Annotated in this window: 28 protein-coding genes and 1 pseudogene; 19 read left to right on the forward strand and 10 right to left on the reverse strand. The window is 74.8% G+C overall.

Annotated elements, in window-relative coordinates; genetic code table 11:
- The first annotated feature begins 105 nt into the window (after positions 1-105).
- From ACWCPN_RS05300 to ACWCPN_RS05310, 3 genes are all read left to right on the forward strand, one after another.
- Positions 106-1,860 (forward strand): SpoIIE family protein phosphatase, encoded by a 1,755-nt coding sequence (locus ACWCPN_RS05300; protein ID WP_451202527.1) that lies wholly within the window; start codon positions 106-108, stop codon positions 1,858-1,860.
- Between the two features lie 314 nt (positions 1,861-2,174).
- Entirely contained in the window at positions 2,175-2,480 is a 306-nt protein-coding gene (locus tag ACWCPN_RS05305; protein WP_451202528.1) for a hypothetical protein, read from the forward strand.
- 132 nt (positions 2,481-2,612) lie between these two features.
- Entirely contained in the window at positions 2,613-3,107 is a 495-nt protein-coding gene (locus ACWCPN_RS05310) for a DUF5994 family protein (protein ID WP_451202529.1), read from the forward strand.
- 210 nt (positions 3,108-3,317) lie between these two features.
- Here the strand turns inward: ACWCPN_RS05310 and ACWCPN_RS05315 are convergent, their stop codons facing one another.
- Entirely contained in the window at positions 3,318-3,851 is a 534-nt protein-coding gene (locus tag ACWCPN_RS05315) for a hypothetical protein (protein WP_451202530.1), read from the reverse strand.
- A gap of 320 nt (positions 3,852-4,171) precedes the next feature.
- Positions 4,172-4,516, reverse strand: coding sequence for an ANTAR domain-containing protein (locus tag ACWCPN_RS05320; protein WP_451202531.1), 345 nt, complete (start codon positions 4,514-4,516; stop codon positions 4,172-4,174).
- A gap of 157 nt (positions 4,517-4,673) precedes the next feature.
- Here ACWCPN_RS05320 and ACWCPN_RS05325 point away from each other — a divergent pair.
- The 3 genes and pseudogenes from ACWCPN_RS05325 to ACWCPN_RS05335 all read left to right on the forward strand — a co-directional run.
- Positions 4,674-4,859, forward strand: a pseudogene (locus tag ACWCPN_RS05325) (FG-GAP repeat domain-containing protein); the annotation flags it as partial.
- A 277-nt stretch (positions 4,860-5,136) separates the two neighbouring features.
- Entirely contained in the window at positions 5,137-5,475 is a 339-nt protein-coding gene (locus ACWCPN_RS05330) for a MerR family transcriptional regulator (RefSeq protein ID WP_451202533.1), read from the forward strand.
- Between the two features lie 230 nt (positions 5,476-5,705).
- Positions 5,706-5,909, forward strand: coding sequence for a cold-shock protein (locus tag ACWCPN_RS05335; protein ID WP_030736617.1), 204 nt, complete (start codon positions 5,706-5,708; stop codon positions 5,907-5,909).
- Between the two features lie 93 nt (positions 5,910-6,002).
- Here the strand turns inward: ACWCPN_RS05335 and ACWCPN_RS05340 are convergent, their stop codons facing one another.
- Positions 6,003-6,767 carry a DUF4232 domain-containing protein gene (locus tag ACWCPN_RS05340; protein WP_451202534.1) on the reverse strand — a complete coding sequence of 255 codons (765 nt, stop codon included), beginning with the start codon at positions 6,765-6,767 and terminating at the stop codon, positions 6,003-6,005.
- Between the two features lie 213 nt (positions 6,768-6,980).
- Between ACWCPN_RS05340 and ACWCPN_RS05345 the strand changes: the two genes are divergently transcribed.
- The 3 genes from ACWCPN_RS05345 to ACWCPN_RS05355 all read left to right on the forward strand — a co-directional run bounded on the left by ACWCPN_RS05345 (position 6,981) and on the right by ACWCPN_RS05355 (position 9,843).
- Positions 6,981-8,381 carry a helix-turn-helix domain-containing protein gene (locus tag ACWCPN_RS05345; protein WP_451202535.1) on the forward strand — a complete coding sequence of 467 codons (1,401 nt, stop codon included), beginning with the start codon at positions 6,981-6,983 and terminating at the stop codon, positions 8,379-8,381.
- 128 nt (positions 8,382-8,509) lie between these two features.
- On the forward strand, positions 8,510-9,094 hold the full coding sequence (locus ACWCPN_RS05350; protein WP_365121585.1) for a sigma-70 family RNA polymerase sigma factor: 585 nt from the start codon (positions 8,510-8,512) through the stop codon (positions 9,092-9,094).
- A gap of 23 nt (positions 9,095-9,117) precedes the next feature.
- Positions 9,118-9,843, forward strand: a complete 726-nt coding sequence (locus tag ACWCPN_RS05355) for an anti-sigma factor (RefSeq protein ID WP_451203023.1) — start codon at positions 9,118-9,120, stop codon at positions 9,841-9,843.
- Positions 9,844-9,908: 65 nt separating this feature from the next.
- On the opposite strand, the gene ACWCPN_RS05360 is transcribed toward ACWCPN_RS05355, so the two are convergent.
- From ACWCPN_RS05360 to ACWCPN_RS05370, 3 genes are read right to left on the reverse strand one after another with little or no spacing between them, the layout of a single operon-like run.
- Positions 9,909-10,253 carry a hypothetical protein gene (locus ACWCPN_RS05360; RefSeq protein WP_451202536.1) on the reverse strand — a complete coding sequence of 115 codons (345 nt, stop codon included), beginning with the start codon at positions 10,251-10,253 and terminating at the stop codon, positions 9,909-9,911.
- On the reverse strand, positions 10,250-10,870 hold the full coding sequence (locus tag ACWCPN_RS05365; protein ID WP_451202537.1) for an Asp23/Gls24 family envelope stress response protein: 621 nt from the start codon (positions 10,868-10,870) through the stop codon (positions 10,250-10,252). Before ACWCPN_RS05365 ends, ACWCPN_RS05360 begins: the two co-directional genes overlap by 4 nt.
- Positions 10,867-11,451, reverse strand: a complete 585-nt coding sequence (locus tag ACWCPN_RS05370) for an RNA polymerase sigma factor (RefSeq protein WP_451202538.1) — start codon at positions 11,449-11,451, stop codon at positions 10,867-10,869. Before ACWCPN_RS05370 ends, ACWCPN_RS05365 begins: the two co-directional genes overlap by 4 nt.
- A 248-nt stretch (positions 11,452-11,699) precedes the next feature.
- On the opposite strand from ACWCPN_RS05370, the gene ACWCPN_RS05375 reads away from it, so the two are divergent.
- The 7 genes from ACWCPN_RS05375 to ACWCPN_RS05405 all read left to right on the forward strand — a co-directional run bounded on the left by ACWCPN_RS05375 (position 11,700) and on the right by ACWCPN_RS05405 (position 17,474).
- The gene (locus tag ACWCPN_RS05375) at positions 11,700-13,319 is read left to right on the forward strand and encodes a molybdopterin-dependent oxidoreductase (RefSeq protein ID WP_451202540.1); all 1,620 of its coding nucleotides are present in this window, start codon (positions 11,700-11,702) and stop codon (positions 13,317-13,319) included.
- 67 nt (positions 13,320-13,386) lie between these two features.
- Entirely contained in the window at positions 13,387-14,043 is a 657-nt protein-coding gene (locus ACWCPN_RS05380; RefSeq protein ID WP_451202542.1) for a fasciclin domain-containing protein, read from the forward strand.
- 154 nt (positions 14,044-14,197) lie between these two features.
- Positions 14,198-14,701, forward strand: a complete 504-nt coding sequence (locus ACWCPN_RS05385) for an Asp23/Gls24 family envelope stress response protein (protein WP_451202544.1) — start codon at positions 14,198-14,200, stop codon at positions 14,699-14,701.
- Positions 14,702-14,754: 53 nt separating this feature from the next.
- Complete coding sequence (locus tag ACWCPN_RS05390) at positions 14,755-14,940, forward strand: hypothetical protein (RefSeq protein ID WP_365122374.1); 186 nt, start codon at positions 14,755-14,757, stop codon at positions 14,938-14,940.
- On the forward strand, positions 14,937-15,917 hold the full coding sequence (locus ACWCPN_RS05395; protein ID WP_451202546.1) for a DUF6286 domain-containing Asp23/Gls24 family envelope stress response protein: 981 nt from the start codon (positions 14,937-14,939) through the stop codon (positions 15,915-15,917). Before ACWCPN_RS05390 ends, ACWCPN_RS05395 begins: the two co-directional genes overlap by 4 nt.
- Positions 15,917-16,498 (forward strand): hypothetical protein, encoded by a 582-nt coding sequence (locus ACWCPN_RS05400; protein WP_451202548.1) that lies wholly within the window; start codon positions 15,917-15,919, stop codon positions 16,496-16,498. Before ACWCPN_RS05395 ends, ACWCPN_RS05400 begins: the two co-directional genes overlap by 1 nt.
- Positions 16,488-17,474, forward strand: coding sequence for a YihY/virulence factor BrkB family protein (locus ACWCPN_RS05405; RefSeq protein ID WP_451202550.1), 987 nt, complete (start codon positions 16,488-16,490; stop codon positions 17,472-17,474). Before ACWCPN_RS05400 ends, ACWCPN_RS05405 begins: the two co-directional genes overlap by 11 nt.
- 205 nt (positions 17,475-17,679) lie before the next feature.
- On the opposite strand, the gene ACWCPN_RS05410 is transcribed toward ACWCPN_RS05405, so the two are convergent.
- Both ACWCPN_RS05410 and ACWCPN_RS05415 read right to left on the reverse strand, forming a co-directional pair.
- Complete coding sequence (locus tag ACWCPN_RS05410) at positions 17,680-17,967, reverse strand: hypothetical protein (protein ID WP_199211312.1); 288 nt, start codon at positions 17,965-17,967, stop codon at positions 17,680-17,682.
- A 436-nt stretch (positions 17,968-18,403) separates the two neighbouring features.
- Positions 18,404-18,553 carry a hypothetical protein gene (locus tag ACWCPN_RS05415; protein ID WP_451202551.1) on the reverse strand — a complete coding sequence of 50 codons (150 nt, stop codon included), beginning with the start codon at positions 18,551-18,553 and terminating at the stop codon, positions 18,404-18,406.
- A 264-nt stretch (positions 18,554-18,817) separates the two neighbouring features.
- On the opposite strand from ACWCPN_RS05415, the gene ACWCPN_RS05420 reads away from it, so the two are divergent.
- Positions 18,818-19,876, forward strand: coding sequence for a PucR family transcriptional regulator (locus tag ACWCPN_RS05420; protein ID WP_451202553.1), 1,059 nt, complete (start codon positions 18,818-18,820; stop codon positions 19,874-19,876).
- Between the two features lie 62 nt (positions 19,877-19,938).
- Here ACWCPN_RS05420 and ACWCPN_RS05425 read toward each other — a convergent pair whose 3' ends face one another.
- Positions 19,939-21,135 carry an NAD(P)/FAD-dependent oxidoreductase gene (locus ACWCPN_RS05425; RefSeq protein ID WP_451202555.1) on the reverse strand — a complete coding sequence of 399 codons (1,197 nt, stop codon included), beginning with the start codon at positions 21,133-21,135 and terminating at the stop codon, positions 19,939-19,941.
- Positions 21,136-21,228: 93 nt separating this feature from the next.
- Positions 21,229-22,173, reverse strand: coding sequence for an RNA polymerase sigma-70 factor (locus tag ACWCPN_RS05430; protein ID WP_451202557.1), 945 nt, complete (start codon positions 22,171-22,173; stop codon positions 21,229-21,231).
- Between the two features lie 247 nt (positions 22,174-22,420).
- Here ACWCPN_RS05430 and ACWCPN_RS05435 point away from each other — a divergent pair, with 247 nt between their 5' ends.
- On the forward strand, positions 22,421-22,558 hold the full coding sequence (locus ACWCPN_RS05435) for a hypothetical protein (RefSeq protein ID WP_451202558.1): 138 nt from the start codon (positions 22,421-22,423) through the stop codon (positions 22,556-22,558).
- An 85-nt stretch (positions 22,559-22,643) separates the two neighbouring features.
- Positions 22,644-22,964: a GYD domain-containing protein gene (locus tag ACWCPN_RS05440; RefSeq protein WP_199211305.1), complete on the forward strand. Its 321-nt coding sequence runs from the start codon at positions 22,644-22,646 to the stop codon at positions 22,962-22,964.
- Positions 22,965-22,985 lie beyond the last annotated feature (21 nt).

Consider the following 22,985-nt stretch of genomic DNA (forward strand, 5'->3'; position numbering starts at 1 on the left):
GGAGTTCCTGTGACCCCGGGGGACCAGGACCCGGCGGCGGAGTGTCGTAAGGCGGTGGGCGGTGTGGTGGAAGGTGTGGGGCGTGACGGGGAGGAAGAGCGTCGGGTGCCGACGGCGGACCCGGGCCTGTGGCAGCGGGTGGTGGAGCAGGTGGGCACGGCCGTGGCCGTGGTGGACCCGGCAGGGCGGATCGTCGTCGTCAACCCCGCGGCCGAGCGGCTGCTGGGACGCCCGGAGGCGGCGATGTACGGCCAGGACCTGCACGACCTGTGCCACCGCGATCCGGGAGGCGCCCGGATCCCGCGCGAGCGCTGCCCGCTGCTGCGAGCACTGGCCGAAGGGCGCGCGGCGTGCGGGGACGACGACAGGTGCCTGCGGGGCGACGGACGGCTGATCCCTGTCTCCTGGTCGGCCACGCCGCTGACGGAGGGCGGCCTCCCCTCGGGCATGGTCGTACTGATCGTCGAAGCCGGGACGGAGCGCCGAGCCGGTCGGGAACGCGCGGAGCGTGCAGAGCGGGCGGAACGGGGCGAACAAGCGGAGCGAGCCGCCCGTACGAGTGCTCTGGAGGACCTCACCGAGCGGCTGACGCTCGTCGCGGAGATCACCGACGTGCTCGGGCAGACCCTGGAGGTGGACGAGGCCCTCGCCCGGTTGAGCCGGCTCCTGGTCCCCCGTCTCGCCGACTGGGCGGCGGTGGACCTGCGGGTCGGCTCCCGCCAGGTGTACCGGGTGGCGGTGACCGGCCCCGGGGGCCGTGACGCCGGACAGGAGGACTGGCGCGGTCACCTTCCGCCGGCCGGGGAGGGGGACCGCTCACCCCTGGTCCAGGTGCTGAGCGGGGGCGACCCCGTCCTGCGGGACCGGTCGTGCGTGGACGTACCCCCGGACTCCCCCCTGGCCGCCGTCCACAGTGCCTTCCTCCGGGCGACCGGCGCGGCATCCGTCATCACGGTGCCCCTGGGCACCCGGGAGCATGTCACCGGAGCCCTCACCCTGGTGCGCACCGACCCGGCGCGTCCCTTCGACGACGGCGACGTGGAGGTGGTGGGCGACATCGGCCGCCGGGTCGGCCCGGTCATCGACAACGCCCGCCGGTTCGGCCGCCAGCGCGCCGTCGCCGAGGCCATGCAACGCAACCTCCTTCCCCCGCTGCCCCCTCACGGGCGGGTGCAGCTGGCCGCCCGGTACCAGCCCGCCCCGGCCGGCTCGCAGGTCGGTGGTGACTGGTACGACGCGTTCACCCTGAGGGACGGCACGCTCGCACTGGTCATCGGGGACGTCCTGGGCCACGACCTGACCGCGGCGGCCGGCATGGCGCAGTTGCAGGGCATTCTCCGCGCCCTCGCCTGGGACCGCGCCGGGCCGACGGGTGCCGTCGTGGACCGGCTCGACGACGCGATGCAGGCCATCACCAGCGTGCCGATGGCCAGCCTCGTCCTCGCCCGGCTGGAGGGCCCCGACGCCCCCGGCACCGGCCCGTGGACGCTTCACTGGACCAGTGCCGGGCACCCGCCGCCCCTGCTGCTGACCCCCGGCGGGAACGCGCAGTACCTCGAAGCCGGGCAGGGACTGGTCCTCGGGACCCACCTGGGCGTCGGCGGTCATCGGCCGAGCGCCACCCGCGCCCTGCCGCCGGGCTCCACGCTCCTCCTCTACACCGACGGGTTGGTCGAGGTGCCCGGGAGCGACCTGGGCACCGAGCTCGCCCGACTGCGCAGACACGCCCTCGCCCTCGCCCACGAGCCGCTGGACACCCTGTGCGACCGGCTGTCAGCGCGGATGCCCCCGGGCACCACCGACGACATCGCCCTGCTCGCCCTGCGCCTGCCCGGCACCCGGACCGCGGGCGAACCGTGAGCGACGACGGGGTGATCGTTCGCGGTGGCGCCGGCGCCCTGCCGCCCGGACCACCGGCCGTGGTGCGCACGGGTGCGCCTGCCCGGCATACCCTTCAGAAGAGGGCGCTGTTCCGGCTCCATCTCACCTGCGACACCGCGCAGGGTGCGCAACCCGCACGGTCCTCGCTCGCCACCGGCAAGGCGGCGGAGCCCACACCGACGAGGTGTGACCGGGCCCTGATGCCGCGGGATCGCGGACCCGGGGCCGTGGTGCCGCGGGAGCGCACCGTGTCCGTCCCGGCGCGGCCGTCGACACCTCGGAGAGCGACAGCCATGACGAAACTCAGCGAACGCAAGAACAACCGGAAGGCAGTCCTGCGATCCCTGTACGAGGCCGTCGAGGTCAACCGCCCCGCGGTCAGCGGATCGGCGCTCCGCACGGAGCTGGGCCTGCCCGACGAGGACCTCTCCGCCGCTTGCTCCTATCTGGCCGACGACGGCCTGATCAGCGTCGAATGGACCTCGCACCGAACCCCCGCCACCGTCTCGCTGACCCATGAAGGCATCCGTCTGATGGAGGAGCAGGAGGAGGAACACGAGGTCGAGCGGACGGCGCGGAGGGCACGGCCGGACGAGTGACCCGCACGTTTCTCCCCGGCCGGGAGTAGCCTGATCGGACCGAGAGCTTTCGCGCAGCGCGGCCGGCGGTGCCGTTCCCGGCGAGTGACGAAACGGGCGGTCGTCCGACGACTCCCGGGACGGGACCGCACGATGGAACCCAGCGACACGCCCCCCGAAGACCCGACCTCGGCCTCCGCGCACACGTACCGCATGCCCCGGCCCCGGCTGACCCTCACCACGGACGCCAGCCATGGCCCCCTGGACGGAGCCTGGTGGCCGCGCTGCGACGCACTGGAACTCGAACTTCCTTCTCTCGTGGAGTCGTTGGAGCCCGATCCGGACACCACTGTGCGGGTCACCGTGGACCCCGCCGAATGGCCCGACGCCCCGCGCACGGTCATGGCGCCCGGCGGGGTGATCGCCGTGGAGCCGGCCGGACCCGGAAGCGAAGCACACGTCATCACCCTGGAATGCGGCACCGTGGGACGCTGGGTGCTGATGATCGTCCCGCCCGAGGAGCCCTCCGGAACGGCCGCCCGGCTGCTCGCCGCCGCGGCCGACCCCGAGAACCCGCTGACCGCCGCCCGGATGCTGGCACTCGCCGAGACCGGACGGCTCGGGAGCGCGACGAAGGGGGCCGACTGAGGAGGCGCCTGGCCGCCGCCCGGGGCTGACACCACCGGTCACCCGGGAATGACGCACTCGCGGGGATGCGTGCGGCATCTCCACGAGCGCGAGTCCGCCGAGCTGCGGTCCCAACCGGACGTTCCACCCGCTGAGTACCCGGCCGACGAGCAGGAAACCCGCTCTGCGAGGACGGAGCCACCGATGCGGGGCCCGCGGGCGCCCGGACGGTCAGCGGTCGAGGACCAGGACGCGGCAGGGAGCGTGCCGAGGCGTCGCACGGGTGCCCGGTACGGGTGACCGCCATCCCCAGGACCGCAGCGCCCGCAGGGTCTGCACGTCGCCGCGGGCCACCAGCGTGACGCCGAGCACCGCGTCGTGGTCGGCCAGGAGCCGTCGCTGCAGGCGCCGGGCGAGATTCCAGTCACGGCCCGGGTACTGGGCGCGTACCGAGGGCCGGACGACGATCGCGGAGACGGCGAAGAGACTCCCGGACACGGCGATCCGGCGCAGGGCGGCCGGAAGGCACCGGTCGAGACCGGGCCACCGGGGTCCGTCGTCACGCACGGGGAAGCCGTAGGCGTATCCCGTCATGGAGGCGGCCTCCGCGATCAGCAGGGCGAAGCCCGGCCGGCGCAGATCCGTCGCGAGTCGGCGGAGGAACAGGCAGCGTCCCTCGTTCCACTGCCACGGGCCCCCTCCGGCACACTCCGCGTACAGGTCGCCGAGTCCCGCCAGCCGGTCCGCGACCTGGCAACGGGTCAAGGGGCGGAGGCACTCCACGACCCGGGGCGACGCGCCCTTGCCCCTGGTGCGCGGCCGCTCGCCCCGCTCGCGGTGCGGTGTGGCGTCTGCGGTCACCGGCCCGGACCGGTCCGGCGCGTACTCAAACATGGAATGGACCCAGCCCCGGGGGGCGGACGAAACCGCAGCCCGGCGTCGTCGAGCGCCGAGAACGGCAACGACCCGAAGCCGGTGCGCGGAAAGCCCTCGGTGGGTCCACCGTACTCCGGTGGTACAGGCGCACGACGGCGGTGGCCGGGGGAACGACGCGTCGACCGGCGACGGCGGTTTCCTTGCCCGTTTCAGGCGGAGTGTGCGGTGGACAGAGCGACGTCCAGTGCTCGCCGGATCTCGTCGGGCAGACTCTCGCCATTCGTGCAGTCCACGATCTGTTCGGCGACCCGGCGCAGCTTGATGTTGGTGGTCTGCGAGACGTGCCGCAGGATTTCGAAGCCCTGGTCGGGGCGGAGGCCACCGACGGCGATGACCACGCCGATCGCCTGGTCGACCACGGCGTGCGAGACGACGGCGTCGTGCAGCTGGCCGATCTCGTTCTGCAGCTCACTGATCTTGTGAAGGAGATCCTCCCGTCCGGGGAGCGGGCGCGCTCCGACCCGGACGGCGGGGTCGTGCTGCGGATGGAGCATCGTGATCACATCCCTGACTGCGGATGTTCCGCTCGGGAGGCTGCCGCACGAGCGAAGGACGAGTACGCCATCTCCATTCCTACCCCGACATCCCGTCGGGTGCAGCACGCTGGGCAGCAAGGTCTCCGGCACCGGATGGCCCACCAGCGCCAGGTTCGTGCCGTTCGGCGACCTCAACGGCGACGGCGTCGGCGACCTGCTCGTCCAGGACAGGTCGAACAACCTGTACCGGTACGACGGCCCCGGCAGGGGCACGTTCAGGCCCCGCGTGAAGGTGTTCTCGAACTGGGGCGCCTCCTACGACGCGGTGGTCGCGGCCGGCGGCCTCACCGGCGACGGCAGGACGGACCTCGTCTCGCGCGACAGCAGCGGCAACCTCTGGCGCAACAGCGGTGACGGCAGGGGATCCTTCGGCGGCCGCGCGAAGATCGCGACGGGCCGGCAGACGTACCGGGCGGTCGTGCAGGACCGTTCCCGCTTCGGAAAACTGCCACGGCGGGGCCACATGTCCATGTATCGCGGCGCTAGGGTTGCCTTACGAGGCGGCGGAGCGCCGAGTCCGCGCGGCGCGGGGTGCCGAGCGGACCGGTGGACCGCCGCGCCCCCGAGACGAAGGTGCCATGCCCGCCGATATCGCCCCCGTCGCAGGCAACCTCGACGACGACGACTATCCCGCCTTCACCATGGGGCGGGCCGCGGACGTCCTCGGGACCACGCCCGCCTTCCTCCGGGCCGTCGGCGAGGCCGGGCTCATCACCCCCCTGCGTTCGGTGGGCGGTCACCGCCGCTACTCCCGCCGCCAGCTGCGCGTCGCCGCCAGGGCCCGTGAGCTGGTCGGCCAGGGCACTCCCGTCGAGGCCGCCTGCCGCATCGTCTCCCTGGAGGACCAGCTCGACGACGCCCTCCGACTGAACCGGGAAATGCGCCGGAAGCTGGACGGGCGCGCCAAGGATAGCTAGTCCCGCCGGTACAGAATTACCGACGACGGCCGGGCGAGAACTAGCCGACGCTCCGGAAAATGCTCAGTTGCCGTGACCGCGACCTGTGTTAGCTTGCTACTGGTTGCAGTTCTGATTGCCAGAGATTTTTTCTTTGCACGGCTTTCCGGATCTTTCCGGAGGGGTGATCATCGCGGCCACTCGGTTCCGTAAAGTGCGGATCCGGCACTGCCCCTCAAGGGAGATTCAATATGGCATCTGGCACCGTGAAGTGGTTCAACGCGGAAAAGGGCTTCGGCTTCATCGAGCAGGACGGTGGCGGCGCCGACGTGTTCGCCCACTACTCGAACATCGCCACCACCGGCTTCCGCGAGCTTCAGGAAGGCCAGAAGGTGACCTTCGACGTCACGCAGGGCCAGAAGGGCCCGCAGGCGGAGAACATCGTTCCCGCCTGACGCTGACGCGAGATCGTCGCGAGCCGGTGGTTCGCGCACCCTGTGGCCGGGGCCCGCACCCTTGAGGTGCGGGCCCCGGCTCGTTTTCTCGCGTCACCAGTTCAGGGCGTCGTCCATCGTCGACTGCCAGTACGACACCCGGACCGAGTCGTCGACGTACACGCCCTTCGCGGGCAGCGACGGCCGGGCGGCGGCGTTCGCGCCCGTGTCGAAGTAGACCTCGAGGGACTTGGCCGTGTAGCCGTGGGAGCCGCTGCCGTCGCCGGCCGAGAGACGGATGCTCGCGTAGCCCGACTCGCCGGGCGCCAGCGTGACCACCGCCTGCGGCTTGGAGTCCTCGTAGGCCGCCGGGACGGACTGGGCCTCGCCGAAGCGGACCGCCGGGTAGTAGAGAAGGTCGCAGTTCTTCGAACCGGTGTTGGTGACGGTGAGGAGCATGTGGTTCAGGGGGCGGGAGACCACCGTGGCGGTCGTCCGGGTGGCGGAGAGGGAGCAGCGGGCGGAGGTGGCCCCCGAACCCTTCGAGCCCGAAGAACCCTTCGAGCCGGCGGACCCCTTGGAGCCCTTCGAGCCCGTGGTCCCGGACGAGCCCTCGGAGCCGGACGCGCCCTGGGCACCCGTGGTACCGCTCGAAGCGGCCGCACCGCCGGCCGAGCCGTCCGCCGAGCCGGCGGCGCCTCCCGCGCTCGCCCCGGGCGAGTGCGTGGCGGAGGCCGTGGGCGCGGGCGTGGCGGCGGAGCCCGCCGGCGCGCCCTCGTCGCGAACGTCCCCTCCGTCGTCGCACGCCGTCAGCGTCAGCGCTGCGGCGGCGAGTGCGGAAGCGAACAGCAGACGGCTGCGGCGGGTGCGTGTGGACATGGGATCCCCCTTGTGCGGTACGGGTGTTGGCCTGGACCGCTCCTCCGTCGTCCGGGAGCGGCGTGCTTGGATGGTCCAAGCCTGGGCGGTGATCCGTCCCGGCTGCCAGGACTGCCGGCACTTCCGGGACGCTGGAATGACTGCAACAGCGCTGACCTGCTGAAATGACCTTCCCCTGGAACGGGGGCACGGGACGTCTGGAGGGGACGAACGGTGACGGGGGACGATTTCCCGGAGCTGCTGGGCCGGTTGAAGGAACGGTCCGGGCTCAGTTACGGGGTGCTCGGCAAGCGGCTGCACACGAGTGCGTCCACGCTCCACCGGTACGTCAACGGGGACGCCGTACCGACGGACTACGCGCCCGTGGAACGGTTCGCCCGGCTGTGCCGGGCGACGCCCGAGGAGCTGGTGGAACTGCACCGGCGGTGGGTTCTCGCGGACGCCCGGCGCCGGCAGAGGGCGAGCGGGGCGGCGGAGGCCGGGGCCGGGGCGGTGACGGCCGAAGCGCCGTCGGCGTCCGGGGCCGGGGAGACGGAAGCGCCGTCCGCTCCCGGGACGCAGGGGCCGGGGGCACGGGCGGAGGCGCCGTCCGGGTCCGCGCCCGCGGAGTCCGCGGCGCCGGACGCGGCCCGGACGGACAGGTCCGGGGAGCCGGTGGATTCCGTGACCGGGGCCGCGGCTGAACCGGGGCGTTCGGCCGGGGGGCCCTGGGCGCGGCGGCGTACCGTCGTCCTCGCCGGGGCCGGCGTGGCCGCCGCCCTGGTGTCGGCCGTGCTCGTGGCGAACCTTCTGTCCGGCGGCGGCGAAGAGCGCCGGGCCGGGAACCCGGGTACGGGTACGGCGGTCTCTCAGCCCGCCCCGGAGAGTGCGGGCGGCTCGGAGCCGGCCGGTGCGAGGAGCGGTTCGCCCGCGCCGTCCGCCTCGCGCGGCGCGAGTCCCCCGGCGTCCGCCTCCGCGTCCCCCTCCCGTGACGGTGGCGGCGGGTCGGCGCAGGGCGGCGGTGCCCGGGACGGGGCCACCGCGCCCGCGGTCGCCGTCAACCCGTACAAGTGGGACGACCCCTGCAGCCAGCACTATCTGATCGACCGGCAACCGGAGCAGGTGCCTCCGCCGCCCGGTGAGCCGGACGCGCGCGGGTGGGTCACCGCGCTGGGCGGGGTCGCCGGCGGACAGCAGATGCTCGCGCTGACCGTGCAGGGGACCGGCAGGGCCACCGTCGTCCTGGAGGACCTGCACGTGCGGGTGGTGGAGAAGAGCCCGCCGCTCGCCTGGAACGACTTCGCGATGGGCGTCGGGTGCGGTGGCGGCGTGGGGACGGCGGCGTTCGGGACGGACCTCGACGCCGGGCGGCCCGCACTCAGCCCGAAGGCCGGCCGGCGCGACTTCCCGTACAAGGTGAGCGAGTCCGACCCCGAGGTCTTCTACGTCTTCGCGGACGCCCGGGCGCACAACGTGAGCTGGTACCTGGAGCTGGACTGGTCCAGCGGTGACCGGCACGGCACCGTGCGCGTCGACGACAACGGCAGGCCCTTCCGGACCAGCGGGAACGTGGGCCGCCCCGCGTACAGCCACCCGCTCGGCTCCTCCGAGTGGGGTCCCGCCCAGCCGGGGTGACGGCGGGGCGCCGACCGGGCGTCGGGCCGCCCTTTCGGGGTATCCGCGCTCTCTTACCGCCGGGACCAATCCGCCGCCTCTCCGGGACCGGATTACGTCCGGAGATGTCGCAACCGCGGAGGCCCCTTGTGAGAGAAGCCGTGTACATCGGCGCCCATCCCTCGTCGGAACCCGATCTGGAGGAGCTGATGGGCCGCGTCGCCCTGGGCGACGAGGACGCGTTCGCCTCCGTCTACGACGCCGTGGCCGGTCCCGTCCTCGGGGTCGTACAGGCCGTGCTGCGGGATCCGGCCCAGTCGGAGGAGGTGGCGCAGGAGGTGCTGGTGGAGGTGTGGCGCACCGCGCCCCGCTACCGGCCCGAGATCGGGACCGCCCGCAACTGGGTCCTCACGCTCGCGCACCGCCGTGCGGTGGACCGGGTGCGCTCGGTGGAGGCCGCCGCGGTCAGGGACCACAAGGCGGCCCTGCTGGCGCGGACGCCCGAGTTCGACCACGTGACCGAACAGGTCGAGGCCAGACTGGAGCGCGAGCAGGTGCGACGGTGCCTGCGCACGCTGACCGAGATCCAGCGGCAGGCCGTCACGCTCGCCTACTACCGCGGGCTGACCTACCGCCAGGTCGCGGAGGCGCTCACCCTTCCCCTCGGCACCGCCAAGACCCGGCTGCGGGACGGTCTCATCCGGCTGCGCGACTGCCTGGGGGTGACCGCGTGACCACGACCGCCGACCTGCACCGGATGACCGGCGCCTACGCGCTGCACGCCCTGCTCGACGAGGAACGCACCGCGTTCGAGCGCCATCTGGCGGACTGCGAGCCGTGCGCGCAGGAGACCGCCGAGCTGTCCGCCACCGCGGCCCGGCTGGGGCTCGCCGCCACCATGACGCCCTCGCCGGCCCTGCGCGGGAAGGTCCTGCGGCAGATCTCCTCCGTCCGGCAGGTGTCGCCCGGCACGACCGGGATGCGCGCGGGCCGGGCCGGCAAGCGGGCGCGGCTGCTGTCCCGGTGGGCGCTGGCCGCCTGTCTCGCGGCGGCCGCCACCCTCGGCGGTACGACGGTGTGGCAGCACCAGCGGGCCGAGGACGCCCTGCGCCAGGCGCGCGGCGCCCGGCAGGGCACCGCCGAGATCGCCGCCGTGCTCGCGGCGCCGGACGCGCGGACCCGGACCGCCGCCCTGGGCCACGGAGCCACCGGCAGCGTCGTCGTCTCCCGGGAACGGGACAAGGCCGTCTTCGTCGCCTCCGGGATGGCCCGGCCCGCGGGAGGCAAGGTCTACCAGCTCTGGTTCGACGACGACGGCACGATGCGGTCGGCCGGCCTCATGGATCCCGGCCGCACCGACCAGGCCGTGCTGCTGCGCGGCGGGGTGGACGGCGCCTCGGGCATGGGGGTCACCGTGGAGCCGGCGGGCGGCTCCACGAAGCCGACGTCCGCGCCGGTCGCCCTGCTGGGCCTGCCCGCCTGAGGGCCGCTCCGGGACGGAGCGAGGGGCGGGCACCCGGGCGGCGGGGCGCCGGGTGCCGCTCCGGATCAGACCAGGCCGGTCACGGTCACGGTCACCTGTGCCGCCGGGCGGTCCGGGGACAGCGTGGCCAGGTGTGCCTGGACGGCGGTGCGGACGGCGCGGGCCACGTCCAACGACCGGTCCCGGCGCGACGTCACCACCTGGACGTCGACCCGCCAGCCGTCGGGCCCGGGCGTCAGACGGACCCCGGCGGCCTGCGGACGTCCGGCGCCGGGCCCGGATCCCGGGCCGCCCCACGCCGAGCGGAGCCGGGCCGCCAGGCCCGGCTTGAGGAAGGCCACACCGGGCACGCCCTCCACGACCCTGGCGACGTCCTCGACGAGCGTGTCGTGCGTGATGTGCGCGGTCATGCGGTTCGCCCTTCCTGATCGCCGACGGGGGCGTCGACGAGGTCGGTGACACGGATGTCCACGGCCGCTATGTCCATGCCCAGGTGCCGGTCCGCGGTGTCCCGCACCCGTTGCCGTACCCGCTCCGCCAGCTCCGGCAGGTCGGCGCCGGCCGGGGCGTGGATGTCGAGACGGAGCGCGACGGCGCCGGTGTCCGGGCCGTCGGCGGGCGCGAGACGGCAGGAGCCCGCGCGTACGCCGTCGACCGTCTCGGCGGCCTCGCGCAGCGTGCGGGCCGCGACCGTCTCCATGATCCACAGGTCCTCGGCGGGGCCGCCCAGGGGCAGCGGGCGGCCGGGCCGCAGCTCCAGCCGGACGAGGTCCATGACCCGCCGGGTCAGTGGCCCGGCGTCGTACGCGGACGTGTCCGGGCTCTCCTCGCGCAGGCCGCGTACGGCCGTCTCCAGCGCGTCGAGCTCCCGGACGGCGTGCCGGCAGTGCGGGCAGGCGGCCCGGTGGGGGTCGTCCGTCTGCCGTTCCCAGTCGTCCCAGACCTGGGACAACGGCCGCCCGCACGGCAGGAGTTCGTCGTCGCCGAGGGCGCGGGCGTCGTCGGGCGGGTCGGTGTGGGTGGTCATCGCCAGGCCCCCAGTGCTCGTGTCAGGCAGCGGCGTGCGCGGAAGACGCGGGCCCGGACGGCCTCCTGGCTGAGGCCGACCGCGTCCGCGATGAACTCGTAGGACCGGCCGTCCAGTTCTCTCAGTACCCAGCAGGTGCGCTGTTCCGCCGAGAGCAGGTCCAGGGCCTCGCGCAGCTCGCGGACGGCGTCGCGGGACTCGGCGAGGCGCTCGGGGGACGTGGTGTGCTCGGCCGCCGCCAGCTGCCCGGCCGCCTCCAGGGGCGCCACCGGTCTGCGGGACCGCAGCAGGTTCAGGCAGCGGTTGGTGACGATGCGGTACATCCACGTCCCGAAGGACGCCCGGCCCTGGAACTCCGGCAGCCGGCGCCAGGCGCTCAGGAAGGCGTCCTGCACCGCGTCCTCCGCCTCCGCCGGGGTGCCCAGCAGGCGCGTGGCCAGCCGGATCAGCGCCGGCGCGTGGCGCTGCACGAGCACCGCGAAGGCGTCCTCGTCGCCCTCCGCGGCCCGGACCGTCAGCAGGGCGTCGTCGGTGACGCCCCCGACGTCCGGTGATGCGGTCGGTGTGCGGGCCCCCGCCACTGGGCGGCTCCTCTCGTCCGGTCTCTCCCACTTGGACACCGTCGAGCCGTGCCCGTTACGCACGACTTCTTCGGCGGCGGGGCACCGGCGGATGCACGACCGGCGGGGCGAGCGGGGTTCGCGGAGTTCCGGCCTTCGATTTCTTCTTCTCTTCCGTAGCGGAACGGCCCGTGGATTGGTGCGGAAAAAAGATTCACTCGATCGAGGCAACGGCCAATCCGGAACCCCCGCGGAACCGGATTCCCCACGTGACCGACGACGAGAAGGAACCGCGCAGGCCCTCGGGGCCGCTCCGGGTGACGGCGGGCGCGCTCGCCGGCGCCGTCGCGGGCTTCGCCTCGCTCGCCCTGGCCGAGCTGGTGTCGGTGGCGGTCCGCCCGCAGGCGGGGCCCGTCGTCGCGGTGGGCGGGGCGGCGATCGACCGCACGCCCGCCGCCGTGAAGGACTGGGCCGTCCGGAATTTCGGGACCGACGACAAACTGGTTCTGGAACTCGGAATTCTGGCGGTGCTGACGCTTTTCGCCTGCGCCCTCGGAATCGCCGCGCTGCGCCACCGGCGGGCCGCCCCGGCGGGGGTCGTGCTGTTCGGCGTGGTCGGCGCGCTCGCGGCCGTCGGCCGGCCCGACTCGCGCGGACTGTCCGACACCCTGCCCTCGCTCGTGGGCGCGGGCGCCGGAGCGGCCGTTCTCTTCCTCCTCGCGGGCCGGCTCGCGTGGCGGGACCCGGCCCGCGAGGGCGAGGGTCCCGATGCGGAAGCCGGGGCTGCTTCCGGCGACGGATGGGACCGGCGCGGGTTCGTGATCGCCGCCTCGGCCGCCGCCGCCGCCTCCGCCGGGGCCGGGGCGCTGGGCCGGTCGCTGAACGGCGCGAGCGGCCGGGACGCGGTCGCCGCCCGCGACGCACTGGTGCTGCCGGCGCCCGGCTCGCCGGCGCAGGCGGTCCCGCGGGGAGCCGGTCTGCGGATTCCCGGCGTGAGCCCGTTCGTCACCCCCAACGGTTCCTTCTACCGGGTCGACACCGCGCTGGTGGTCCCGAAGGTGGACGTCACGACGTGGCGGCTGCGCGTCCACGGCAAGGGCGTCACCCGGCCGGTCGTGCTCTCCTTCGACGACCTCCTCCGCCGCGACCTGGTCGAACGCGACATCACCCTCACCTGTGTGTCCAACGAGGTCGGCGGCCCCTACGTGGGCACCGCGCGCTGGACCGGCGCCCGGCTGGCCGACCTGCTGGCCGAGTGCGGGGTGCGGCCGCCGTCGCGCGGCGGCCCGGCCGACCAGCTGGTGGCCCGCTCGGTGGACGGCATGACCATCGGCAGCCCGGTCGAGGACGTCATGGACGGCCGGGACGCGCTGCTCGCCGTCGGCATGAACGGGGAGCCGCTGCCGTTCGACCACGGCTTCCCCGTACGGATGGTGGTGCCGGGGCTCTACGGGTACGTCTCCGCCTGCAAGTGGATCACGGACCTCGAGCTGACCACCTTCGACGCCTACGACCCCTACTGGGTGAAGCGCGGCTGGGCCCGCAGGGCGCCCGTGAAGACGCAGTCCCGGATCGACACCCCGAAGCCCTTCGCCCGGCCCGCGGCCGGCCCGGTCATGGTCGCCGGGGTCGCCTGGGCCCAGCACCGCGGCATCGGCAGGGTCGAGGTCCGGGTCGACGACGGCCCCTGGCAGGAGGCCCGGCTGGCCACCGAGGACAGCCGCGACACCTGGCGCCAGTGGTCCTTCCCCTGGCGGGCCACCAAGGGCGGTCACACGCTCACCGTGCGCGCCACCGACCGCTCCGGCCGGGTGCAGACCGACAGACGCACCCGGACCGTTCCCGACGGAGCCAGTGGACGGCACTCCGTCGTGGTCACCGTCGAGTGACCTCCCGAACCATCTCTTTCCCCCCGATAAAGGCAGCTCGGGCTGCCGCTACCAACAGGAGATCCGCATGAACACCCGTTTCCGCCGTACCGCCCTGACCGTGGCCGCCGCGGCCGTCCTGCCGCTCGCCCTCAGCGCCTGTTCCGACGGCGGCAGCGACTCCGACAAGTCCGACTCCGCCTCGAAGGCGTCGGCGACGGCGACGGCCGGCACCTCGGACGACGGCATGGGCAGCTCCGCGTCGGCCATGGACGAGCCGTTCGGGCCCGCCTGCTCCTCGGTTCCCAAGGACGGCGCCGGTTCCTTCGACGGCATGGCCAAGGACCCGGTGGCCACCGCCGCCTCCAACAACCCGGCCCTGTCCACCCTGGTTACCGCCGTGAAGAAGGCCGGTCTGGTCGACACGCTCAACAACGCGAAGGACATCACCGTGTTCGCGCCGACCAACGACGCCTTCAAGAAGATCCCCAAGGCCACCCTGGACAAGGTCCTCGCCGACAAGGCGCAGCTGACGAAGATCCTGACCTACCACGTCGTCGGCCAGAAGCTCGCGCCCAAGGACCTGGAGAACGGGTCCTTCCCCACCCTGGAGAAGTCGAAGCTCGCCACGTCCGGCTCCGGTGAGTCCTACACCGTCAACGACTCCTCGAAGGTCGTCTGCGGCAACGTCAAGACGGCCAACGCCAACGTCTACATCGTCGACACGGTGCTGATGCCTTCCTGACGCCGTGCCTGACGGGGGCCCGGACCACGTGGTCCGGGCCCCCGTCCGCGTTCCGCCGGAAGCTTCCGGAAAACGTGCGTCACAGAGGCGGCCCGGGCGGGTCCGAATACATACAGGCGCAACAGGAACGAGCAGAAGCGGGAAGGACACCACCATGACCACGCAGAGCACGGTCACCGTCAAGGACACCCACGCCGCCGGGACCGGCGGCAGGACAGAGGGCACCACGGCCCTCGCCGGCGGCACGGCCGGCGTGGACCAGCCCGCCGCGGACCGGGGCCGGACTTCGATCGCCGACCTGGTCGTCGTGAAGGTGGCGGGCATCGCGGCCCGGGAGATCCCGGGCGTCCACGACATGGGCGGCGGGCTGTCGCGCACCATCGGCGCCGTCCGCGACCGGGTACCGGGCGGCCGGCCCAACGTGGGGCGCGGCGTCAAGGTCGAGGTCGGCGAGCGGCAGACGGCGGTGGACCTCGACCTGGTCGTCGAGTACGGCGTCCCCATCACCGACGTGGCCCGGGACGTGCGCGAGAACGTCATCTCGGCGGTGGAGCGCATCACCGGGCTGGAGGTCGTCGAGGTGAACATCACCGTCAACGACGTCCGGCTGCCGGACGAGGAGGAGCCCTCCTCCGGTGCCGAGGCACGCGTGGAGTAGCGGACCGGGGGCATGAGCGGTCGGCAGCGGATCCAGTCGGGAGGTGGACGGGCGTGAACGCTCCGTTCGTAGGGATGATCGCGGGGATGGCCCTGGCGTTCGCCGGGTACTTCGGCGGCTTCGGCGCGTTCCTGCTGGTGGCCGCGCTCGGCGGGGCCGGCTGGGCGGCGGGCCGCTGGGTCGCGGGCGGCGGAGGTGCCCAGGAACTGCGGGACATGTTCGAGCGGAGCCGCCGATGAGCGCCCCCGCCCAGCGGGGCACCACGACGGTCGGCGACCGGGCCGTGCGCAGGATCGCCGAACGGGCCGCCGGCGAGGCGCTGGGGGGCCGGGCGGGCGCGCGGACCACGAGGAGCGCGGCGTCCGTGCGCGGGCGCCGGGCGAGGATCGCCCTCGGCGTGACGCTCCCCTACCCCGCGCCGCTGGCCGAGACGGTCCGGAGCGTGCAGGAGCACGTGGCGTCCCGTACCCGGGAGTTGAGCGGGCTCGACGTGCCCGCGGCCCGGATCGAGGTCACCGCGCTCAGCCCCGCGACGGACGGCGGGCCGGCGGCGGCCCCGGGCGGCGGGGACGCGGCGGACACCGCTCCCCCGGCCCGCACGCCCCGGCGGCTGTGGTCCGGGCGCAGGCTGCCGGCGGCCGGGACGGCCGCGGTGGCGGCCCTGGTCTGCGGCGCCCTGGCCGCCGACCTGGTCCGGGTGCGCGGCACGCACCGGCCGGCCTCCGCGTGGCGGGTCTCCGCCGTGCACTGGCTGTCGGGGCACGGGCCGGGCGACGCGCCCGTGGTGGCCGCGGGCGCGCTGACCGCCCTGCTCGGGCTGTGGATGGCCGTGCTCGCCGTCACGCCGGGGCTGCGCCGCCGGGCGACGGTGCGCGCCCGGGCGCCGCGGTTCGTGACAGTGGTGGACCGCTCGGCCGTCGAGTCGCTGGTCCGTGACGCGGTGACCGAGGTGGCCGGCGTCGGGCCGGTACGGGTCCGGGTGCGGCGCCGCCGGGTGACGGTCCGGGCCGGGCTGCTGTTCGGGGAGCACGCCGGTGCGCGGGCCGCCGTCACGGCCGCGGCCGGCGGGGCGCTGGCGTCCTGCGGGCTGCGCCGGTCGCCGCGGCTGCGGGTGAGGGTCACTCAGGAGGCCGTGTGGCAGCCGCCGGCACCGGACCTGGAGAAGCCCTCCGCCGGTGCTCCCGTCCTCGGCGGCGCCGTGGAAGGGAGAGTGTGATGCGCCGGACCCGTACCGTCGTCAACCGGGCGGCCCTCGGCGTCGCCGGTCTCGTCCTCCTGCCGGTGGGCGCGTGGCTCTCGGTCACCGGCACCTCCCTCGCGCGGCGGCTGCCGTCGTGGTGGCCCGAGCCGTCCGGCGGCGTCCTGGCGGCCCCGGACCGGCTGGACCGGCTGCGCGGCGAGGACTGGTGGCCGCCCTCCGTCCTCGGTGCCGCGCTGGTCCTGACCGCGGTCCTTACCTGGTGGTTCCTCGCCCAGTTCCGCTCGGGCCCGGCCCGGTCGCTGCCGCTGGCCGCCCCGGGCGGCACGATGCGTGCCGGGGCCCTGGCGGAGGCGCTGGCGCAGCGCGCGGCGGCGGTACCCGGAGTCGCCCGCGGCCGCGCCCGTGTCGTGTCCCGGTCCCGGCGCCGCCTCGACGTGCGGCTGCGTGTCTGGCTGGGCCCGGGCACCGCCCCGGCCGACGTGCTCGACGCCCTCGCGGCCGTGACGGCTGAGGCGGAGCGGTCGGCCGCGCCGTACACCGCGTACACCCGCCTGCGCATCAGCGCCGTCCCGCACCGGATGCCACGTGTCCGCTGACCCGTACCCCGACGACGCGGACCGCCGTGCCGTGCGCGCCCGGCCGGCCGCCGCGTGGTGGCCGGCGCTGCGGCGCACACCCGTGTCCCTGTGGAACGACGACATCTCGGACTACGCGGCGGCGCTGACGTACTACTCGATCCTGGCCCTGCTGCCCGCCATGCTCGTCACCGTGGCGGCGTTCGGCCTGATCAGTCCGGACACCGCGAAGGACTTCGTCACCCACGTCACCGCGTACGCGCCCGCCGAGTCCGCGGCGGAGCTGCACCGCGCGCTCTCCCGCATGCTGGGCACCGACAGCAGCGCGTGGCCGCTGCTGGTGGCCGGCACCGCGAGCGCGCTGTGGTCCGCCTCCAGCTACCTGGCCGTCTTCCGCCGCGCCCTGCACCTCATGCACCGGGTGGAAGACGGGCGTTCCCCCTGGCGCAGGGCGCACCGCATCGTGCTCACCGCCCTCGGGCTGCTCGCCCTGCTGCTGACCGGCTCCCTGGCGCTGCTGCTCACCGGCCCGCTGGCCGAGGCGGCGGGCCGGTTACTGGGTCTGGGCTCCACCGCGGCCTGGGCGTGGAGCGTGCTGCGCTGGCCGCTGCTGCTGTGCCTGGTGGTGCTGCTCGTCGTGCTCGTCTTCCACACCGGCCCCGCGACCGCTCGCCGGCGCGGACACACCCTGCCCGGGGGTGCCCTGGCGGCCGTGCTGTGGCTCACCGTCTCGGCGGGGTTCGCCCTCTACGCCTCCACCCTGGGCACGTACAGCAGGCTCTACGGCTCCCTCGCCGGCATCGTGGTCTTCCTCGTCTGGCTGTGGCTGTCCAACCTGGCCCTGCTCACCGGCGCGCAGTTCACCGCGGAACTCGGCAGGGACACCGCCGCCCGACACAGCACCGGGGGGGCTCCCGGAGGCGTAGCAGCGCGCCGGCAGCGGGCCCCGTCGGCCCCGCCCGTCGAGACCGCAACCCCTCGCACGGTCCGACGGTGAGGCCGGCTCGGGGGTTCTCGCGCGTCCGCCGAGCCGGTCGCCGGCCTCGTGGGGAGTGCCGGTCCGTCGGAGGGGCCGCGTCCGCTCCGGCGGATCTCCTCCGCGCCGTGTGAGCGGGCTCGCGCGGGTGATGATCCGGAGCGGGCCGGAGGACGGATCGCCCGAAGGGGCCTTCCGGTTCGCCGCCCGGCCCGGGAGAGGCCGGCTACGCCCGGGCCGTGAACCGCCGGCGCACCAGGGCGACGGCGATCCAGCCGGTCAGCATCACGGCGCCGCCCAGCGGGGGCCACGGGCCGCCCGCCAGGACGCCGAAGGCCGCCAGGGAGGCGCCGGACAGGACGACGGCGGCCGCCGCCGACTCGGCGCGGAGCCGGCGAGCCGGGCGCGTGCTCGCCGAGGGCCTGACGAGGCGGCGGCCGAGGAGGGCCTGCGCGACGTTGATCACGGCCAGCAGGGCCGCCAGGACGCCGAGGGAACCGAAGGCTGGGGACACGGCGTGAAGCTACACCGGCCGGGTGGCACGCCGGGCCACGAGGGTGCCCGCGGTGCCGTGGGCCGGGAGCGGGGCGCCGTCGCGGCGATCCGAGGACTGGCGCCGTCCCGGCGATCCGGGGACTGCCGGCGCCGCTGCCGCTCGCAGGTGCGGGCGGCCACCGCTACTGAGCCGTCCGGCACCGAGCACCGGGCGTCCGCGGGGCGCATCGGGCCGGGGTGCTCATCGCCGACCTCGCCCGCGTTCCCGCCGGGCAGACGACCGGTCCGGGCTCCATCGGGGCACTCGCGAGGCTTTCCGCGCCCCGGAGCGCGGGCACCGGGAAGAACGCCACGAGGGCGGATCGGTACGGCACTCGGGCCCCCTGAGGACGTGTCGGCCCGCGTCGTGCGCGGCCGGGGGCGTCCCCCGCCCCCCGTGCAACCGGTCCGATCGGTCAACCGCCCGACGGACGGGGCCCGGAGGAGGTGCCGCGGGTGTCGGCCGAGGGCGTCATCCGGCGGCGGTCCCGGCGGATCAGCACGGCCGTGCCGAGCGCCGTGAGGAGCGCGGCGGCGGCCGGCGGGATCAGGAACGACGTCATCATCGGGCCTCCCGGGTAAGGACGTTCGCGGCCTGCCGCACCGAGCGGGCGACGGGGGCGGCACGGTCGGCGGCGCCGGTCTCCGGCCCGGTGCCGGGCACCTGCCGGTGTCCGGCACCGGAGCCGTCCGTGGTGCTCCCCGCACGCCATGCTGCCCGACCGCCCCCGCTCGGCGCATTGCCGGTTTCCGGCAATGTTCACTAGGGTCTGCGTGCCGGAGGGCCGCTGAGATGCCGTCACCGGAGCTTCGTGACGCGGGGGTACGGCATGGCGGAACGGGAGATACCCGGGCACTTCCTCGACGGGTACGCCCGGATCCTGGCCGAGGTGGCGGCCACCGGGCGGCGCCTGACCCGCCCCGAGCTGGAGTCCCGGCGCGTTCTCGGGGAACAGGCCGCCGAGGCCGGGTACGGGCTGCGCGCCCTGATCGGCGCCCACCTCGCCGCCGCCCGGCTCGCGTGGCCGCGGTCGCCCGGCTCCGCCGACGGCGCCCTGGCCGCCGTGCAGCAGGTGACGGACGCCTTCGCTGAGGGGTACGAGCGGGCCCAGCGACTCGCCGTGCGCCAGGAGGAGGCGGCGCGGCGGGAGTTCATCGACGACCTGCTGTCCGGCCGCAGCGACCTGGGCAGGCTCGCCGAGCGCGCCGAACGGTTCGGCCTGCGGCTGTCCCACGCCCACGCCGTGGCCGTCGCCGAGGGCCCCACCCGCTACGACGAGGGCGGCTCGGTGCCCCGGCGGGTGGAGCGGGCGCTGATGGCCCGCTTCGGCCACCGGGACGTCCTGCTGACCACCAAGGACGGCCGGCTGCTGTGCGTCGCCCCCGGCCACGAGGACGAGGTCCTGCCCTACTTCGCCGAGCAGGCGCACGCCGCCACCGACGGCGGCCGGGTCGCCGTCGGCCGCTCGCGGCCCGGCCCGGGCGGGGTCGTGCAGTCGTACGAAGAGGCCCTGAACGCCCTGGAGATGGCCGAGCGCCTCGGTCTGGGCGCTCCCGTGCTGTACGCGGCCGACCTGCTCGTCTATCCGGTCCTCGCCCGGGACCGCCAGGCCCTGGCCGATCTGGTCCTGGGCGCCCTCGGGCCGCTCACGGCCGCCCGCGGCGGCGCCCAGCCGCTGCTGGACACCCTCACCGCGTACTTCGACTCCGGCTGCGTCGCCGCCGAGGCGGCCCGCCGGCTGTCGCTGAGCGTGCGGGCGATGACCTACCGCCTGGACCGTATCCGCAGGCTCACCGGCGCCGACCTCTCGGACCCGGCCCACCGCTTCACGCTGCAGACCGCCACGATCGGCGCCCGCCTGCTGGACTGGCCCGCCACGGAGCTGTGACGGACGGCCCTGGACAGCGGGACGGGCGACCGCACCGTGCGGACGCCCGTCCCGCGCCCCGGTCAGGCGACCGCCTCGGCCGCCTGGTCCGCCAGGTCCGGCCGCCGCACGACGGGGCGGCGCCGGCTCGGGACGCCGAGCGTCGGGTTGGCGACGCCCCAGGCCGCGCCCTTGCAGACCAGTTCCTTGTAGAAGGCCGCGAGCCGGCCGGTCAGGGCGCCCCGGACGGCCCGGTCGTCGCCGGTGACGTACTGGATCAGCCCCTCCCGGCGGCCGAGCGAGACGCACTGGTTGAAGTAGCGCAGCGGCACGGCCGGCGGTGTGCCGCCGGTCAGGCGGGCCGCGATGGCGTCGGCGGCCTGCCAGGCCATGGGCACCCCCGAGGCGCAGGACATCCGCAGCGGCTTGCCGGCGACGCCCGTCGCCATGGCCGCGTCGCCGACGGCGTACACGTCCGGGTGGGACACCGAGCGCATGGTGCCGTCGACCACGATCCGGCCGGTGTCGGTGACCTCCAGGGTGGTGGCCCGCGCGATCGGGTGGACGGCGAAGCCGGTGGTCCACACGGTGACCGCGGCCGGGACGGACCCGCCCTCGGCGGTCACGACCCGGTCGGCCTCGACGGCGGTGACGGAGGTGTGCTCGTGCGCGGTGATGCCGAGCCGGCCGAAGACCTTCCGCAGGTGCCGGCGGCCCTTGGGCGAGAGCCAGTCGCCGAGACCGCCATGGGCGGCGAGGGCGACGTCGAGGTCCGGGCGGGCCTCCGCGATCTCGGTCGCGGCCTCCACGCCGGTGAGGCCGCCGCCGACCACGACCACGGACCGGCCAGCCTCCAGGCCGGCCAGCCGCTCGCGCAGCCGGAGCGCGCCGGCCCGGCCGGCGATCTCGTGGGCGTGCTCGGCGGTGCCGGGGACGCCCTGGTCGTTCCAGCCGCTGCCGAGGGCGTACACGAGGGTGTCGTACGCCAGTTCCTCGGAACCGGCCGCGGTCTCGACGGCCACCGTCCGGCGGTCCGCGTCGACACCGGTGACCTTCGCGAGGCGCAGTTCCACGCCGGTGCCCGCGAACATCTCGGCGAGGGGCCGGGGCCGCAGGTCCTGGCCGGCGGCGAGCTGGTGCATCCGGACGCGCTCGACGAAGTCGGGCTCGGCGTTGACGAGGGTGATGGCGACGTCTTCGGGGCGCAGCCGCCTGGCGAGGCGTCCGGCGGCGATGGCCCCGGCGTATCCGGCTCCGAGGACGACGATGCGGTGCTGCATGTCCCTGCTCCTGTCTTCAGCGGATTCGCCCCTTGAACCGGGCGGCCCGCCGTTTCCTGACAGGTTCGGGATGTGAAGCAGGTCACATCCGACTCAGAAGATGGTGAGCAGGGGTTCCCCGTGGTCGGTGGCCGCCCAGTGCTCGGTCGCGCGTTCGAGCTTGTCGGGGTTGGCCTGACTGCGGAACGCGGCGATGCCGTCGGTGGTGACCTCCAGGCACAGCACGCCGATGACCCGGCCGTCGAGGACCACCACGACGGCGGGGCCGCCGTTGGCCGTCGCCACGTGGATCTCGGGCGAGCCGCCGACCAGGTCCCGCTTGGCCTTGCCGGGCTTGAACAGACCGCGCATGAACTTCGCGACCGCGAGGGCGCCCTCGAACGCCTTGGTGCGGGCCGGGACCTTGCCGCCGCCGTCGCCGATCGCGACGGCGTCCTGGGTGAGCAGCCGCACCAGGGGCTCGGTACGGCCGCTGGTGGCCGCCGCCAGGAACTCCTCCACGATCCGCCGGGCGGCGGACCCGTCGATCTCGGTGCGGGCCCTGCCCTCCGCGACGTGCTTCTTGGCGCGGTGGAAGATCTGCTGGCTGGCCGCCTCGGTCAGGTCGAGGATCTCGGCGATCTCCCGGTGCGGGTAGTCGAACGCCTCCCGCAGCACGTACACCGCGCGCTCGTTGGGGGACAGCCGCTCCAGCAGGGTGAGAACCGCGTACGACACCGACTCGCGCTGCTCGGCGGTGTCGGCCGGGCCGAGCATCGGGTCCCCGGCGAGCAGCGGTTCGGGCAGCCACTGGCCCACGTACGTCTCGCGCCGCGCGCGGGCCGAGGTGAGCTGGTTGAGGCACAGGTTGGTGAGCACCTTCGTCAGCCAGGCCTCGGGCACCTCGACACGGCCGGTGTCGGCGGCCTGCCAGCGCAGGAACGTCTCCTGCACGGCGTCCTCCGCCTCGGCCGCCGAGCCGAGCAGGCGGTAGGCGATGGCCTCGAGGCGCGGCCTGGACGCCTCGAACCGGTCCACGTCGTGCACGGTCAGCGCCATGGTCACGGATCCTAGCCCGCGCGGGGCGGGCGCGGGAGCGCCGGCGGCGCCACGGCTCCGGTCCGCCCCGCACGGGGCCCGCGGGTGCCGATCGTCCGGGTGGCCTCGGCCACCCGGACGTCGGTCAGCGCTCCGGTGCGGACCGTCAGCCGGCCGTCGCAGGACCTTTCCCGGGTCGCGCCGTGGCGGCTGCGCGGGCCCCCTGCGCCGCCGCTCCGACCTGTTCCAGGCGTGGCTCGGCATCGGCATGACGGCGGCCGTGCTCATGGCCGCCCCCGTCGTCGCCCCGCTGACCGGCGACACCGCCCGGCGGCACTACGCCCGCACCGCCCGGCACCAGGCCGAGACCCGGCGGCCGGGCACCGGGAGACCGCCCAACGGGTGATTCCGGGGGCGCGGCGGAAGGCGGCCCGGGCCGCGACGGGAAGCCCCCTTGTGCGTAACCGGTTCACCGACGCGCAGGGAGCGCCATGCCGAAGTTCCTGATCCAGGCCACCTACACCGCCGAGGGCACGAAGGGATTGCTCGACGAGGGCGGGAGCGGCCGCCGCGCCGCCGTCGAGCAGGTCGTCACCGGCCTCGGCGGAGGCGTGGAGGCCATGTACTTCGCCTTCGGGGCGGACGACGTCGTGATCGTCGTCGACTTCCCCGACGCGGTGTCCATGGCCGCCGTCAGCCTCGCCGTCAAGGCCAGCGGCGCCCTGCTCACCCGGGCCACCCCGCTGCTCACCGTCGAGGAGATCGACGAGGCGGCCCGCCGGCAGGTGGCCTTCCGCGCTCCCGGCGGATGAGCCCGGACCCGCCGCCGGTAC

The sequence above is a fragment of the Streptomyces sp. NPDC002386 genome, from assembly GCF_053593175.1.

Excerpts from the sequence above, each read along its gene's own strand:
- ACWCPN_RS05310 (WP_451202529.1), top strand. The coding sequence starts at position 2,613 with ATGGAACCCAGCGACACGCCCCCCGAAGACCCGACCTCGGCCTCCGCG.
- ACWCPN_RS05420 (WP_451202553.1), top strand. The coding sequence starts at position 18,818 with ATGGCGGAACGGGAGATACCCGGGCACTTCCTCGACGGGTACGCCCGG.
- ACWCPN_RS05365 (WP_451202537.1), bottom strand. The coding sequence starts at position 10,870 with ATGACCACCCACACCGACCCGCCCGACGACGCCCGCGCCCTCGGCGAC.
- ACWCPN_RS05320 (WP_451202531.1), bottom strand. The coding sequence starts at position 4,516 with ATGCTCCATCCGCAGCACGACCCCGCCGTCCGGGTCGGAGCGCGCCCG.
- ACWCPN_RS05415 (WP_451202551.1), bottom strand. The coding sequence starts at position 18,553 with ATGATGACGTCGTTCCTGATCCCGCCGGCCGCCGCCGCGCTCCTCACG.
- ACWCPN_RS05385 (WP_451202544.1), top strand. The coding sequence starts at position 14,198 with ATGACCACGCAGAGCACGGTCACCGTCAAGGACACCCACGCCGCCGGG.
- ACWCPN_RS05360 (WP_451202536.1), bottom strand. The coding sequence starts at position 10,253 with ATGACCGCGCACATCACGCACGACACGCTCGTCGAGGACGTCGCCAGG.
- ACWCPN_RS05335 (WP_030736617.1), top strand. The coding sequence starts at position 5,706 with ATGGCATCTGGCACCGTGAAGTGGTTCAACGCGGAAAAGGGCTTCGGC.
- ACWCPN_RS05435 (WP_451202558.1), top strand. The coding sequence starts at position 22,421 with ATGACGGCGGCCGTGCTCATGGCCGCCCCCGTCGTCGCCCCGCTGACC.
- ACWCPN_RS05440 (WP_199211305.1), top strand. The coding sequence starts at position 22,644 with ATGCCGAAGTTCCTGATCCAGGCCACCTACACCGCCGAGGGCACGAAG.
- ACWCPN_RS05340 (WP_451202534.1), bottom strand. The coding sequence starts at position 6,767 with ATGTCCACACGCACCCGCCGCAGCCGTCTGCTGTTCGCTTCCGCACTC.
- ACWCPN_RS05305 (WP_451202528.1), top strand. The coding sequence starts at position 2,175 with ATGACGAAACTCAGCGAACGCAAGAACAACCGGAAGGCAGTCCTGCGA.
- ACWCPN_RS05425 (WP_451202555.1), bottom strand. The coding sequence starts at position 21,135 with ATGCAGCACCGCATCGTCGTCCTCGGAGCCGGATACGCCGGGGCCATC.
- ACWCPN_RS05380 (WP_451202542.1), top strand. The coding sequence starts at position 13,387 with ATGAACACCCGTTTCCGCCGTACCGCCCTGACCGTGGCCGCCGCGGCC.
- ACWCPN_RS05400 (WP_451202548.1), top strand. The coding sequence starts at position 15,917 with ATGCGCCGGACCCGTACCGTCGTCAACCGGGCGGCCCTCGGCGTCGCC.
- ACWCPN_RS05430 (WP_451202557.1), bottom strand. The coding sequence starts at position 22,173 with ATGGCGCTGACCGTGCACGACGTGGACCGGTTCGAGGCGTCCAGGCCG.
- ACWCPN_RS05395 (WP_451202546.1), top strand. The coding sequence starts at position 14,937 with ATGAGCGCCCCCGCCCAGCGGGGCACCACGACGGTCGGCGACCGGGCC.
- ACWCPN_RS05330 (WP_451202533.1), top strand. The coding sequence starts at position 5,137 with ATGCCCGCCGATATCGCCCCCGTCGCAGGCAACCTCGACGACGACGAC.
- ACWCPN_RS05355 (WP_451203023.1), top strand. The coding sequence starts at position 9,118 with ATGACCGGCGCCTACGCGCTGCACGCCCTGCTCGACGAGGAACGCACC.